Genomic DNA, 13,701 nt, shown 5'->3' on the forward strand with positions numbered 1-13,701 from the left:
TCCAGATACGCCACCGCCGTCTTCATCACCTCGGCCGACTGCAGCACGAACGGCAGCTGCATCTGACCGGACCCGAACAGCTCACCGACGACCTTCATCCCCTCCAGCAGGGTGTCGTTGACGATGTCCAGCGCGGGCCGAGCCGTCAGCGCCTCATCGAGGTCCGCCTCCAGCCCGTTCTTCTCCCCGTCGATGATCCGCCGCTGCAACCGCTCGTCCAACGGCAGCGCCAGCAACTCCTCCGCACGCCCCGCCTTCAACGACTTGGTGTTGACACCCTCGAACAGCGCCATCAGCTTCTGCAGCGGGTCATAGCCCTCCGCCCGCCGGTCGTAGATCAGATCCAGCGCCGTGGTGACCTGCTCCTCATCGAAACGGGCGATCGGCAGGATCTTCGAGGCGTGCACGATCGCCGAATCCAGGCCGGCCTTGACGCACTCGTCGAGGAACACCGAGTTCAGCAGCACCCGCGCCGCCGGGTTCAGACCGAAGGAGATGTTCGACAGCCCCAACGTCGTCTGCACCTGCGGACGGCGGCGCTTGAGCTCGCGGATCGCCTCGATCGTCGCGATCCCGTCCTTGCGGGACTCCTCCTGCCCCGTGCAGATCGTGAAGGTCAGGGTGTCGATGAGGATGTCGCACTCCTGGATCCCCCAATTCCCCGTCAGGTCCTCGATCAGCCGCTCGGCGATGGCGACCTTGTGCTCGACCGTCCGGGCCTGACCCTCCTCATCGATGGTCAACGCGATCAACGCAGCCCCGTGCTCCTGGGCCAGTCGGGTGACCTTCGCGAAACGGGACTCCGGCCCGTCACCGTCCTCGTAGTTCACCGAGTTGATGACGGCGCGACCGCCCAGCTTCTCCAGGCCGGCCTGGATGACGGGGACCTCGGTGGAGTCCAACACGATCGGCAGGGTGGAGGCGGTGGCGAAGCGGCCGGCGAGCTCCTGCATGTCCGCCACACCGTCACGGCCCACGTAGTCCACACACAGGTCCAGCATGTGCGCGCCCTCACGGATCTGATCGCGCGCCATCTCCACACAGTCGTCCCAGCGGGCCTCCAGCATCGCCTCACGGAACTTCTTCGACCCGTTGGCGTTCGTCCGCTCACCGATCGCCATGTAAGAGGTGTCCTGCCGGAACGGCACCGTCTGGTAGAGCGAGGCCGCGCCCGGCTCGGGCTGGGGGGTGCGCTCGGTGACAGCGGCGCCGCGCACCCGCTCCACGACCTGCCGCAGGTGCTCGGGGGTGGTGCCGCAGCAACCGCCCACCAGGGAGAGCCCGTACTCGCGGACGAAGGTCTCCTGCGCGTCGGCGAGCTCCGCCGCGCTGAGCGGGTAGTGCGCGCCGTCCTTGGTCAGGACGGGCAGGCCGGCGTTGGGCATGCAGGACAGCGGGATGCGGGCGTGGCGGGCGAGGTAGCGCAGGTGCTCGCTCATCTCGGCCGGGCCGGTGGCGCAGTTCAAGCCGATCATGTCGATGCCCAGCGGCTCCAGCGCCGTCAGCGCCGCACCGATCTCCGAACCCAGCAGCATCGTGCCGGTCGTCTCCACCGTCACCGAGCAGATCAGCGGAACCGAGACACCCAAAGCCTGCATCGCCCGCCGGGCACCGATGATCGAGGACTTCGTCTGCAGCAGGTCCTGCGTGGTCTCCACCAGCAGCGCGTCCGCGCCACCCGACAGCAGACCCTCCGCGTTCACCTGATAGGCGTCCCGGATCGTGGCATAGGCGATGTGGCCCAGCGTCGGCAGCTTCGTACCCGGACCCATCGAACCCAGCACCCAGCGCTGCTGCCCCGTGGAGGCGGTGAACTCATCCGCCACCTCACGCGCGATCCGGGCGCCCGCCTGCGACAATTCGAAGTTCCGCTCGGCGATGTCGTACTCCGCCAGCGCCGCGTAGTTCGCACCGAAGGTGTTCGTCTCGACGCAGTCCACACCCACCGAGAAGTACGCCTCGTGCACCGTGCGCACGATGTCCGGACGCGTCGCGTTCAGGACCTCGTTGCACCCCTCCAACTGCTGGAAGTCCTCCATCGAGGGATCCTGCGCCTGGAGCATCGTCCCCATCGCCCCGTCGGCCACGACCACACGGGACGCGAGCGCCTCACGCAGGGCATCGGCCCGGGTCTGGGTGTCTGCGGGCGGGTTCGGCAACGAGGCCATGGTTGAGCTCCCTGGGATGCGACGGCTGTCGGCTTTGCACCCCCTCTGTGTCAGGGGTGCACGCGGCCAGGGTAACCGCGTGGCACCTGACCCGGTGCGGGCGTCCCACGTGGCGGACTGCATTCTGTGCGCGGGACGTCCGGTCGGGTGTGTTCGCGTGGGAGTGGCGGTCCGAACGGGGGTACGCCGACCCCACACCATGCAGAAAGTCGGCATCGACCGATAGTGTTCAGCATTGTCGAACTACGTCAGCAGGAGGCTGCGCCATGGCACGGAACATCCAGTCGCTCGAGCGAGCCGCTGCGATGCTGCGACTCCTGGCGGGCGGTGAGCGCCGGCTGGGCCTGTCGGACGTGGCGTCCTCGCTGGGTCTGGCCAAGGGCACGGCGCACGGCATCCTGCGCACCCTCCAGGCGGAGGGCTTCGTGGAGCAGGACCCGGCCTCCGGCCGCTACCAGCTGGGCGCGGAGCTGCTGCGCCTGGGCAACAGCTACCTCGACGTGCACGAGCTGCGCGCCCGCGCCCTGGTGTGGACGGACGACCTGGCCAGGGCGAGCGGCGAGAGCGTCTACGTGGGCGTGCTACACAAGAGCGGCGTGCTGATCATGCACCACGTGTTCCGGCCCGACGACAGCCGCCAGGTGCTGGAGGTGGGGGCCATGCAGCCGCTGCACTCCACCGCCCTGGGCAAGGTGCTGTCCGCGTACGACCCGGTGGCGCACACCCAGGCCCTGGAGGTGGAGCGCGAGGCGTTCACCCCGCGGACGGTCACGGACCCGGCCGGGTTCGAGGAGGTCCTCGGGCTCACGCGGGCGCGCGGCTGGGCCGCGGACGTGGAGGAGACCTGGGAGGGCCTCGCCTCGGTGGCGGCGCCCATCCACGACCGGCGCAGGATGCCCGTCGGCGCGGTGGCCGTGGCAGGGGCGGTGGAGCGGGTGTGCGCGGAGTCCGGTGAGCCCCGGGCGGCTCTGGTGGCCTCCGTACGGGACTGCGCCCGGTCGGTTTCACGCGACCTCGGCGCAGGCCGGTTCTGAGCTTGACCTGACACATCCAGCCCACCCGAGGCGGCTTCCGGCTGCACTTGGGTGGGGTTTGTCATTTACTGATCATGGATTGGCCTGATTTGGGCGATCGTACCTACTGGTAACGATCCGGTTCTTTGACCTGGCCAGGCCTTGACGGGTTCTTCACACAGGCGGAAAACTGCCGTTCATCGGTCGGCAATGTCGAACACCTACCGGCAATACGCGTTAGGGTGGGCAAGGCCAAGGACCGGTGCAGCACTCACCGAGTGCGCGGAACCACCGGAGGGACCCGGTGTCCGCCCACCCCTGGACGTAAGGAGTCGCGGGTGTCCAGCTCCGACATCTTCATCGGCGAGACCATCGGTACCGCCGTCCTCATCCTGCTCGGCGCCGGCGTGGTCGCCGCCGTCGTACTCAAGCGCTCGAAGGCGCAGAACGCGGGCTGGCTGGCGATCACCTTCGGGTGGGGTTTCGCGGTCATGACGGCCGTCTACATGACCGGCACCCTGTCCGGCGCCCACCTCAACCCCGCCGTCACGGTCGGCATCGCGATCAAGGACGGCGACTGGGGCAACGTCCCGGTCTACTTCGCCGGCCAGCTGCTCGGCGCCATGATCGGTGCCGCGCTGGCCTGGGTCGCGTACTACGGCCAGTTCCGGGCCCACCTCACCGACCCCGAGATCGTCGCCGCCAAGTCCGAGCACGCCGGCATGGTCGACCAGAAGACGGAGCCCAACGCCGGCCCGGTGCTCGGCGTCTTCGCCACCGGCCCCGAGGTCCGCAACGTCTGGCAGAACCTCGCGACCGAGATCATCGGCACGCTCGTGCTCGTGCTCGCGGTGCTCGCTTTCGGCCTCAACGACGACGGCAAGGGCCTCGGCACCCTCGGCGGCCTCATCGTCGCCCTGACCGTCGTCAGCATCGGCCTCTCGCTCGGCGGCCCGACCGGCTACGCCATCAACCCGGCGCGCGACCTGGGTCCGCGCATCGTCCACGCACTGCTGCCGCTGCCGAACAAGGGCGGCTCCGACTGGGGGTACGCCTGGATCCCCGTCGTCGGCCCGCTGATCGGCGGCGCCCTCGCCGCGGGTATCTACAACCTCGCGTTCGTCTAAGCCGTTCGCCCACCGGACTTCCCAGGAGCAGCCATCATGACCACGAGCACCGGCCCCTTCATCGCCGCGATCGACCAGGGCACCACCTCCTCCCGCTGCATCGTCTTCGACCGCGACGGCCGCATCGTCGCCGTCGACCAGAAGGAGCACGAGCAGATCTTCCCCAAGCCGGGCTGGGTCGAGCACGACGCCACGGAGATCTGGACCAACGTCCAGGAAGTCGTCGCCGGGGCCATCGCCAAGGCGGAGATCACGGCCGCCGACGTCAAGGCCGTCGGCATCACCAACCAGCGCGAGACCACGCTGCTGTGGGACAGGCACACCGGCGAGCCGGTGCACAACGCGCTGGTCTGGCAGGACACCCGCACCGACGCCCTGTGCAAGGAGCTCGGCCGCAACGTCGGCCAGGACCGCTTCCGCCGGGAGACCGGCCTGCCCCTGGCGAGCTACTTCGCCGGGCCGAAGGTCCGCTGGCTGCTCGACAACGTCGAGGGCCTGCGCGAGCGCGCCGAGGCCGGGGACATCCTCTTCGGCACCATGGACTCGTGGGTCATCTGGAACCTCACGGGCGGCGCCCAGGGCGGCGTGCACGTCACCGACGTCACCAACGCCTCGCGCACCATGCTGATGAACCTGCACACCCTCGCCTGGGACGAGAGGATCGCCGAGTCCATGGGCGTCCCGCTCAACGTCCTGCCGGAGATCAGGTCCTCCGCCGAGGTCTACGGCCACGTCAAGGACGGCGTCCTCGCCGGTGTCCCGGTCGCCTCGGCGCTCGGTGACCAGCAGGCCGCCCTGTTCGGCCAGACGTGCTTCGCCGAGGGCGAGGCGAAGTCCACGTACGGCACCGGCACGTTCATGCTGATGAACACCAGCGACAAGATCATCAACTCCTACAGCGGCCTGCTGACCACGGTCGGCTACCAGATCGGCGACCAGAAGCCGGTCTACGCGCTGGAGGGCTCCATCGCCGTCACCGGCTCGCTCGTCCAGTGGATGCGCGACCAGATGGGCCTGATCAAGTCCGCGGCCGAGATCGAGACCCTGGCCTCCTCCGTCGAGGACAACGGCGGCGCCTACTTCGTACCGGCCTTCTCCGGCCTGTTCGCCCCGTACTGGCGCTCCGACGCCCGCGGTGTGATCGCCGGCCTGACCCGCTACGTCACCAAGGCGCACATCGCCCGTGCCGTCCTGGAGGCCACCGCCTGGCAGACCCGCGAGATCACCGACGCCATGACCAAGGACTCCGGCGTCGAGCTCACCGCACTCAAGGTCGACGGCGGCATGACCTCCAACAACCTGCTGATGCAGACGCTCTCGGACTTCCTGGACGCCCCCGTGGTCCGTCCGATGGTCGCCGAGACCACCTGCCTCGGCGCCGCCTACGCCGCCGGCCTGGCCGTCGGCTTCTGGCCCGACACCGACGCCCTGCGCGCCAACTGGCGCCGTGCGGCGGAGTGGACCCCGCGGATGCCCGCCGAGCAGCGGGAGCGCGAGTACAAGAGCTGGCTCAAGGCCGTGGAGCGGTCCATGGGCTGGGTCGACGACGAAGACGCCAGCTGACCGCACACCGGCTGAGTCAATCGACGAGGAGCTAAGAGAGATATGAGCAGCCTGCAGAGCGTTCCCGCACTGGGCACGCACCCGACCGCCGGCTCGAACCCGAGCCGCGCCGAGACCCGTGAGCAGCTGGCGAAGGCCACGTACGACCTGCTGGTCATCGGCGGTGGAATCCTGGGCACCTCGGTGGCCTGGCACGCCGCGCAGTCGGGGCTGCGGGTCGCCATGGTGGACGCCGGCGACTTCGCCGGCGCCACCTCCTCCGCCTCCTCCAAGCTCGTCCACGGCGGCCTGCGCTACCTGCAGACCGGCGCGGTCAAGCTGGTCGCCGAGAACCACCACGAGCGCCGGGTGCTGGCCAAGGACGTGGCCCCGCACCTGGTCAACCCGCTCACCTTCTACCTGCCCGTCTACAAGGGCGGGCCGGTCGGCGCGGCGAAGCTGGGCGCGGGCGTGTTCGCGTACTCGGCGCTCTCGGCCTTCGGCGACGGCATCGGCAAGGTCATCTCGCCGGCCCGCGCCGTCGCCGACAACCCGGGCCTGAAGACGGACAACCTCAAGGCCGTCGCCGTCTACTACGACCACCAGATGAACGACTCGCGCGTCGCGGTCATGACGGTCCGCGCGGCCGTCGACTCGGGCGCGGTCGTGCTGAACCACGCCGAGGTCACCGGGCTGCGCATGACGCGCGGCCGGGTCGCCGGGGCCGAGCTCAGGGACCGTCTGGACGGGACGGAGTTCGGGGTGGACGCACGGGTCGTGCTCAACGCCACCGGCCCGTGGGTGGACCACCTGCGGCGCATGGAGGACAAGCACGCGCTGCCCTCCATCCGCCTGTCCAAGGGCGCGCACATCGTGATGAAGCGCAAGTCGCCGTGGAAGGCCGCGATGGCCACCCCGATCGACAAGTACCGCATCACGTTCGCCCTGCCCTGGGAGGACCAGCTGCTGCTGGGCACCACCGACGAGGTGTACGAGGGCGACCCGGCGGACGTGCACGCCACCGAGGCCGACATCCAGCAGATCCTGGACGAGGCGGCCTTCTCGGTGAACGACGCGGATCTGGACCGCTCGCTGATGACCTACGCCTTCGCGGGCCTGCGGGTGCTGCCCGGCGGCCCCGGCGGTGTCGAGAAGGCCAAGCGCGAGACGGTGGTCTCCGAGGGCGCGGGCGGCATGCTGTCGGTGGCCGGCGGCAAGTGGACCACCTACCGCCACATCGGCCGCGTGGTGATGGACAAGCTGGCCAAGCTCCCGGGCAGCCCGCTGACCGAGGACATGGAGCCGGTGAAGTCCCTGGTGCGCCGGGTGCCGCTGCCCGGTGTCGCCAACCCCAACGCGGTCGCGCACCGACTGCTGGTGGACCGCGACCCCGGGACGCGGATGGACCCGCTCACCGCCCGGCACCTGGCCTCGCACTACGGCTCGCTGGCCTTCGACATCGCGCGCCTGGCTAACGAGGACCCGGCGCTGGCCGAGCGCATCCACCCGGACGGTCCGGAGATCTGGGCGCAGGTCGCCTACGCCCGGGACAACGAGTGGGCGCAGACGGTGGACGACGTGCTGCGCCGGCGTACGACGGTGACGGTCCGCGGCCTGGACGACGCCTCCGTGCGCGCCCGGGTCGAGGAGATGCTGAGCCGCAAGGCATAGCCGCGCCGCAGGTGGGGAAGAGGGGCGGTTCCGAGGGGAACCGCCCCTCTGTCGTGGGCTGTGGCCGGTGCCTCATCAAGGCTTAGGCTGACCCACGTACACAAGGGAACTTCGGAAGGAGACCTGGGTGATCGAGCTTGAGGGCGTGCCCGAGCTGATCGACCCGGTCATGGTGGCCGCGTTCGAGGGCTGGAACGACGCGGGTGACGCGGCCTCCGGTGCGGTCGCACACCTGGACCGGGAGTGGAAGGGCGAGGTGTTCGCGGCGCTCGACGCCGAGGACTACTACGACTTCCAGGTCAACCGCCCGACGGTGTGGCTGGACAACGGGGTACGGAAGATCACCTGGCCGACGACGCGGCTGTCGGTGGTCCGGATCGGCGGCGCCAAGCCGCGCGACCTGGTCCTGGTGCGCGGGATCGAACCGTCCATGCGGTGGCGGTCGTTCTGCAACGAGATCCTCGGCTTCGCACACGAGCTGGGCGTGGAGATGGTCGTCATCCTGGGTGCGCTCCTGGGGGACACCCCGCACACGCGGCCGGTCCCGGTCAGCGGGGTCACCTCCGACGCGGACCTGGCGCGGACGATGGACCTGGAGGAGACGAAGTACGAGGGCCCGACCGGCATCGTGGGGATCCTCCAGGAGGCTTGCACGCACGCGGGCGTTCCGGCGGTGTCGCTGTGGGCGGCCGTTCCGCACTACGTCTCCCAACCGCCCAACCCCAAGGCCACGCTGGCCCTGCTGAACCGGCTGGAGGACCTGATCGACATCAGGATCCCGCTGGGCGAACTCCCCGAGGACGCGCGGGCGTGGCAGCTGGGCGTGGACCAACTCGCGGCGGAGGACAGCGAGGTGGCGGAGTACGTCCAGACGCTGGAGGAGGCGCGGGACACGGCGGACCTGCCGGAGGCGTCGGGGGACGCCATCGCCCGGGAGTTCGAGCGGTACCTGCGCCGGCGCGACCCGTCCGCGGAGCCGGGCGACAGCTCCTACCTGCGGGACCCGTCCAGCGGGCTCCCGCGGGGTTCGAAGCGGCGCCCCGACACCTCCGGGGAGGATCCCCAGCCCCCCGTCGCGGGTCCGCCGGAGGACGACGCCCCGCCGGAGGCGTAGCCTGCCGGGGCGGCCCCGCTTTGGGGAGCGGGTGCGCCGCCGCCGCGCAAGCGTCCCCGGGCTTCGCGGGGCTCCGCCCCACACCCCGCTCCGCAAACGCCGGGGGCTGGAATCGCGCTTCGCGCGACCCGGCCCCGGGCGGGACGGAACGCAGCCCCGCCGGCGGGCGAGGCGCGGCGGGCCGGGGGCGGCGCCCCAGTGCACGGCCCCCAGACGACTACAGCGCCACGCCCAGGAGGGCGTCCACGGTGCGGGAGACCAGGCCCGGGGCCGACTCGTCGTCGCCGTCGGAGGCGTTCTGCGCGTCCACCCAGCGGTCCACGGCGGCCAGCGCCGCGGGAGCGTCCAGGTCGTTCGCCAGGGCCTCGCGTACCTCCTCGACCAGCGCGTCCGCCGGCAGCCCGTCCGGGCGGGACACGGCGGCGCGCCAGCGCCCCAGCCGGGCCTCGGCCTCGGCGAGCACCTCGTCCGTCCACTCCCAGTCGGCCCGGTAGTGGTGCGAGAGCAGCGCCAGGCGGATCGCCGCCGGGTCGACCCCGGCCCGCCGCAGCGCGGACACGAAGACGAGGTTGCCCTTGGACTTCGACATCTTCTCGCCGTTCAGGGCGACCATCCCGGCGTGGACGTACGCCTTGGCCATCGGGAAGTCGCCCGTCAGGGCTTGCGCGTGCGAGGCGCCCATCTCGTGGTGCGGGAAGACCAGGTCGGACCCGCCGCCCTGGATGTCGAAGCCCATGCCCAGGTGGTCCAGGGCGATGGCCACGCACTCGATGTGCCAGCCGGGCCGGCCGCGGCCCAGCGAGCCGCCGTCCCAGCTCGGCTCGCCCGGACGCGCGGCCATCCACAGCATCGGGTCGAGCGGGTTCTTCTTGCCGGGCCGGTCCGGGTCGCCGCCCCGCTCCGCCGAGAGCAGCCGCATCGCCTCGGCGTCGAGGTGGGAGACCTCGCCGAAGTGCGGGTCGGACTCGACCGAGAAGTAGGTGTCGCCGTCCAGCTCGTAGGCCGCGCCGGCGTCCCGCAGGCGCTCGACCAGCGGCACGATGCCGGGTATGGCCTCGACGGCCCCGATGTACTGCTGCGGCGGCAGCATGCGCAGGGCGGTCATGTCCTCGCGGAAGAGGGCCGTCTCGCGCTCGGCGAGTTCGGTCCAGTCGTGGCCGTCGCGCTGGGCCCGTTCCAGGAGGGGATCATCCACGTCCGTGACGTTCTGGACGTAGTGGACCTGCCGCTTGGTGTCGAGCCACACGCGCTGTACGAGGTCGAACGCGTTGTAGGTCGCCGCGTGACCGATGTGGGTCGCGTCGTACGGGGTGATGCCGCAGACGTAGATGCGGGCGACGGGACCGGGGGCGAGGGTGATCGTCCCCTGGGTCGCGGTGTCGTGGATCTCGAGGTCGCGGCCCTTGCCAGGAAGGGCGGGGACCTCGGAAGCGGGCCAGGCATGCATGCGTCGAGCCTAACCGGACGGATGTTCTTGATACGAACCGGACCTGCGGTGTTGTCCGGAAGGGCGTCCTTGCGATCTGGCCGGAACTGTGCCTGCCGCCCTTGGCCGGTTCACACCGGCGGCCACGGGATGGACGGCCACTGACCGGAGGGCTCCGGGTGCGTTCCCGTGCGCAGCAGCTGGGCCACCCGGCCCCGTACGGCGGCCAGCTCGGCCCCCGTGATCAGTTCGGCCAGCCGGGTGGCCAGCGGGGCACCGTCCGCCAGCCCGGCGGCCAGGGAGGCCAGCACCTCGCGCGCCTCGTCCGTCAGCGGCTCCCCCGCCCACCCCCACAGGAGGGTGCGCAGTTTGTCCTCCGCGTGGAAGGTGACGCCGTGGTCGATCCCGTAGAGCCGCCCGTCGGCGCCGGGCAGCAGGTGGCCGCCCTTGCGGTCGCCGTTGTTGATCACCGCGTCCAGGACGGCGAGCCGGCGCAGCCGGGCGTCGTCGGCGTGCACGAGCAGGGCGGTCCGGCCCTCGCCCACTTCGGCGAAGCCCACCGGCTTCCAGCCCTCACCCGGCTCCTCGCCCTCCACCAGCGCGAGCAGTCCGGTGCCGGGCGTCCCGTTCTCGGGGGATGCGATCCAGCGCTGGACCATGCCCTCGCCGTAGGGTCCCTCGCGCAGCACGGTGGCGGGCACCAGGCCCCAGCCGGTGGCCTCGGAGACCAGGTAGGAGGCGACCTCGCGCTGGGCCAGGTTGCCGTCGGGGAAGTCCCACAGCGGGCGCTCGCCCTTCACCGGCTTGTACACGCAGTCGGCGCTCACGCCCTGGTACGCGACGGTGCAGAGCAGCACGGCGTTGGACGCCTCGCGGATCCGGCCGACGACGGTCAGCTCACCCCTGGTGAGCAGTTCCTCGAACTCCTCCCGCTCCCCCATGGCGGTCACACCTGGCGCCGGTAGCCGTTCTGGCGGGGGCAGACGTGCCCCTCCGGGTCCAGCGGCAGGCTGCACAGCGGGCACGGCGGCCGGCCCGCGTTGACCACATCCAGGGCCCGCTTGGCGAAGGCCCGGGCCTGGGCGCCGGTCAGACGGACCCGCAGCATCGGCGGGCCGTTCTCCTCGTCCTGGAGCAGCCGTTCCTCCGCCTCGGCGAGGTCCTCGTCCGAATCGGCGTCGAGTTCGACCAGGGCCTGCGCCTCGACGATCATGCGCTGCTCCTCGCCGTCCCAGGCGAGGGCCATGGTGCCGACGCGGAACTCCTCGTCGACCGGCACGTCCAGCGGCGCGGTGTCGGCGGCCTCGGCCGGGGCCATGGCCGGGACGGGGGCGTTGCCGCCGGTGCGCCGCACGACCTCGTCCAGCAGCTCGTCCATGCGCTCGGCCAGCGCCGCGACCTGGGTCTTCTCCAGGGAGACACTGGTGACGCGGGGGCCGGACGAAGCCTGCAGGAAGAACGTACGGCGTCCCGGCAGACCGACCGTGCCGGCGACGAAGCGGTCCGGCGGGTCGTAGAGGAACACCTGACGGGGCACGTCCAGTCTCCAAGTCTCGGCGGCAGCCCTCATGCACGGGCCAGTCCACCCTACTGCGCCGTTCGATCACACCGCGCCCGCACCGCCTCCGACGACGGCGTTGCCCCCGTCTTCCACCGCTTTGTCCGGCGCCGCCGCGCGCGGGGCGAGCGAGCCGAGGTCCCCGGTGTCACCGAGCCGGAACACGAACGGCCGCGTGGGGGTGTACCGGACGGCGGTCACGGAGCAGGGGTCGACGTGGATGCGCTGGAAGAGGTCCAGGTGCATGCCCAGGGCGTCCGCCACGAGCGATTTGATGATGTCGCCGTGGGAGCACATCAGGAAGACGGCGTCACCGCCGTGTTCCTCCTCGACCCGCGCGTTCCAGTCCCGTACGGCTTCCACGGCGCGCGCCTGCATGGCGCGCATGGACTCGCCGCCGGGAAAGGCGGCGGCCGAGGGGTGCTGCTGGACGATCTTCATCAGGGGCTCGTCGGCCAGTTCGGCGAGTTTGCGGCCCGACCAGTCGCCGTAGTGGCATTCGCCGATCCGCTCGTCGGTGTGCACCGGGAGCTCCGGCCGGGCGGCCAGCAGCGGGGCCAGGGTCTCCCGGCAGCGTTGCAGCGGGCTGGTGACGACGGCGGCGAGCGGTACGCCGGCCAGCCTGCCGGGCAGCGCGGCGGCCTGCTCGGCGCCCCGCTCGTCCAGCGCCACTCCCGGGGTCCATCCGGCGAGCAGCCCGGCGGTGTTGGCGGTGGACCGCCCGTGTCGTACGAGGATCAGCGTGGCCATGCCGCCAGCCTAAGCCGTGCCGGCGACGTGCGGGGCGGGCGTGCGCGGGGGAGAATGCGCCGCGTGATCGTGGACTGCGCGCTTTACCGCAACGGCCGCCGCACCGAGGCCCCCGCGGACTTCCCGGACGCCCTCCGGGCGGCGCGGGCCTCGGAGGACGCCTTCCTCTGGGTGGGCGTGCACGAACCGACCGGCGGCGAGTTCGAACGCGTCCGCACCGAGCTCGGGCTGCACCCGCTGGCGGTCGAGGACGCCCTGACCGCGCACCAGCGCCCGAAGCTGGAGGTGTACGACGACTCGCTGTTCGTTGTCCTCAAGCCGGTGCTCTACGACGACCACACCGACATCGTCACCACCGGCGAGCTGATGGTCTTCATCGGCGACTCGTTCGTGGTCACCGTCCGGCACGGCGAGGGCGCGGCGCTGGCCGCCGTACGGCGCCGGCTGGAGCAGGAGCCGGACGTCCTGCGGCACGGCCCCACCGCCGTGCTGTACGCGGTCTCCGACGCGGTGGTGGACCACTACATCGACGTGGCGGCCGAACTCCAGGTGGACCTGGAGGAGCTGGAGGCCGACGTCTTCGCCCCGAACGCCTCGGACACCAAGAACACCGCCTCGCGGATTTACGGCTTCAAGCGGCAGGTGCTGGAGTTCCGGCGGGCGACGAGCCCGCTCGCGCAGCCGATGGACCGGCTCGCCTTCGGAACGGTGCCCTTCGTCCACGAGCAGGCACGGCCGTTCTTCCGTGACGTGGCCGACCACCTGTCCAAGGCCAACGAGTACGTCGAGGGCCTGGACCGGCTGCTGTCGGACGCCCTCGCCGCGCATCTGGCGCAGATGGGCGTGCGGCAGAACGACGACATGCGCAAGATCTCCGCCTGGGCGGCGATGGCGGCCGTGCCGACGATGGTCGCGGGCATCTACGGGATGAACTTCGAGCACATGCCCGAGCTGGCGTGGGGCCTGGGGTATCCGGCCGTGGTGCTGCTGATGGTCGGCGCGTGCGTGGGTTTGCACCGGCTGTTCAAGCGCCGGGGCTGGCTGTAGCCGGGTCGCTGCCGGTCCCGGCGGTGGCGCCGGGGCGGGGCGGGCGGGGGCAGGCGAACTCGGGCGCGGTGACCGGCGCGCCGCGCCCAGGGCGCCTGCGCCCGTCGGGCACGCGCAGGCGGACCCTCCGGTGCCAGCCGCTGAACCGCTCGTACGCGTAACACCGCCCGGAGCCCGGCGGCGAGCGCGGCCGCTTTGAAGGAGCCGTCGATGTCGGCGATCTCCCGGAACAGGCCGCGGGCGGAGAGCATGCACCGAGTCGAACTCCGGCCGCGGGGGGCGGCG

The 13,701-nt window shown here is 71.3% G+C and carries 11 protein-coding genes; 6 read left to right on the top strand and 5 right to left on the bottom strand.

The window, feature by feature from the left end:
* Positions 1-2,168, bottom strand: a 2,168-nt coding sequence (locus tag AC07FY_RS25840) for a homocysteine S-methyltransferase family protein (RefSeq protein ID WP_479010399.1), incomplete at its 3' end; no start/stop codon positions are given.
* A gap of 266 nt (positions 2,169-2,434) precedes the next feature.
* Between AC07FY_RS25840 and AC07FY_RS25845 the strand changes: the two genes are divergently transcribed.
* The 5 genes from AC07FY_RS25845 (at position 2,435) to AC07FY_RS25865 (ending at position 8,635) form a co-directional block, all read left to right on the top strand.
* Positions 2,435-3,202: an IclR family transcriptional regulator gene (locus AC07FY_RS25845; RefSeq protein WP_479010402.1), complete on the top strand. Its 768-nt coding sequence runs from the start codon at positions 2,435-2,437 to the stop codon at positions 3,200-3,202.
* Between the two features lie 317 nt (positions 3,203-3,519).
* Positions 3,520-4,308, top strand: a complete 789-nt coding sequence (locus tag AC07FY_RS25850) for an MIP/aquaporin family protein (RefSeq protein ID WP_479010405.1) — start codon at positions 3,520-3,522, stop codon at positions 4,306-4,308.
* A 36-nt stretch (positions 4,309-4,344) separates the two neighbouring features.
* Complete coding sequence (gene glpK, locus AC07FY_RS25855) at positions 4,345-5,871, top strand: glycerol kinase GlpK (RefSeq protein WP_479010408.1); 1,527 nt, start codon at positions 4,345-4,347, stop codon at positions 5,869-5,871.
* 42 nt (positions 5,872-5,913) lie between these two features.
* Entirely contained in the window at positions 5,914-7,521 is a 1,608-nt protein-coding gene (locus tag AC07FY_RS25860; RefSeq protein ID WP_479010411.1) for a glycerol-3-phosphate dehydrogenase/oxidase, read from the top strand.
* 127 nt (positions 7,522-7,648) lie between these two features.
* Positions 7,649-8,635 carry a PAC2 family protein gene (locus AC07FY_RS25865; protein WP_479010414.1) on the top strand — a complete coding sequence of 329 codons (987 nt, stop codon included), beginning with the start codon at positions 7,649-7,651 and terminating at the stop codon, positions 8,633-8,635.
* Between the two features lie 217 nt (positions 8,636-8,852).
* On the opposite strand, the gene mshC is transcribed toward AC07FY_RS25865, so the two are convergent.
* The 4 genes from mshC to AC07FY_RS25885 form a co-directional block, all read right to left on the bottom strand.
* On the bottom strand, positions 8,853-10,082 hold the full coding sequence (gene mshC / locus AC07FY_RS25870; RefSeq protein WP_479010417.1) for a cysteine--1-D-myo-inosityl 2-amino-2-deoxy-alpha-D-glucopyranoside ligase: 1,230 nt from the start codon (positions 10,080-10,082) through the stop codon (positions 8,853-8,855).
* 110 nt (positions 10,083-10,192) lie between these two features.
* Positions 10,193-11,002: an SCO1664 family protein gene (locus tag AC07FY_RS25875; RefSeq protein WP_479010420.1), complete on the bottom strand. Its 810-nt coding sequence runs from the start codon at positions 11,000-11,002 to the stop codon at positions 10,193-10,195.
* Between the two features lie 5 nt (positions 11,003-11,007).
* On the bottom strand, positions 11,008-11,598 hold the full coding sequence (locus AC07FY_RS25880) for a DUF3090 domain-containing protein (protein WP_479010423.1): 591 nt from the start codon (positions 11,596-11,598) through the stop codon (positions 11,008-11,010).
* A gap of 66 nt (positions 11,599-11,664) precedes the next feature.
* On the bottom strand, positions 11,665-12,369 hold the full coding sequence (locus AC07FY_RS25885) for a histidine phosphatase family protein (protein ID WP_479010425.1): 705 nt from the start codon (positions 12,367-12,369) through the stop codon (positions 11,665-11,667).
* Positions 12,370-12,423: 54 nt separating this feature from the next.
* Between AC07FY_RS25885 and AC07FY_RS25890 the strand changes: the two genes are divergently transcribed.
* Entirely contained in the window at positions 12,424-13,416 is a 993-nt protein-coding gene (locus AC07FY_RS25890) for a magnesium and cobalt transport protein CorA (RefSeq protein ID WP_479010428.1), read from the top strand.
* The last annotated feature ends 285 nt before the right edge of the window (positions 13,417-13,701 follow it).

The organism is Streptomyces sp. NPDC045967 (genome assembly GCF_056430495.1).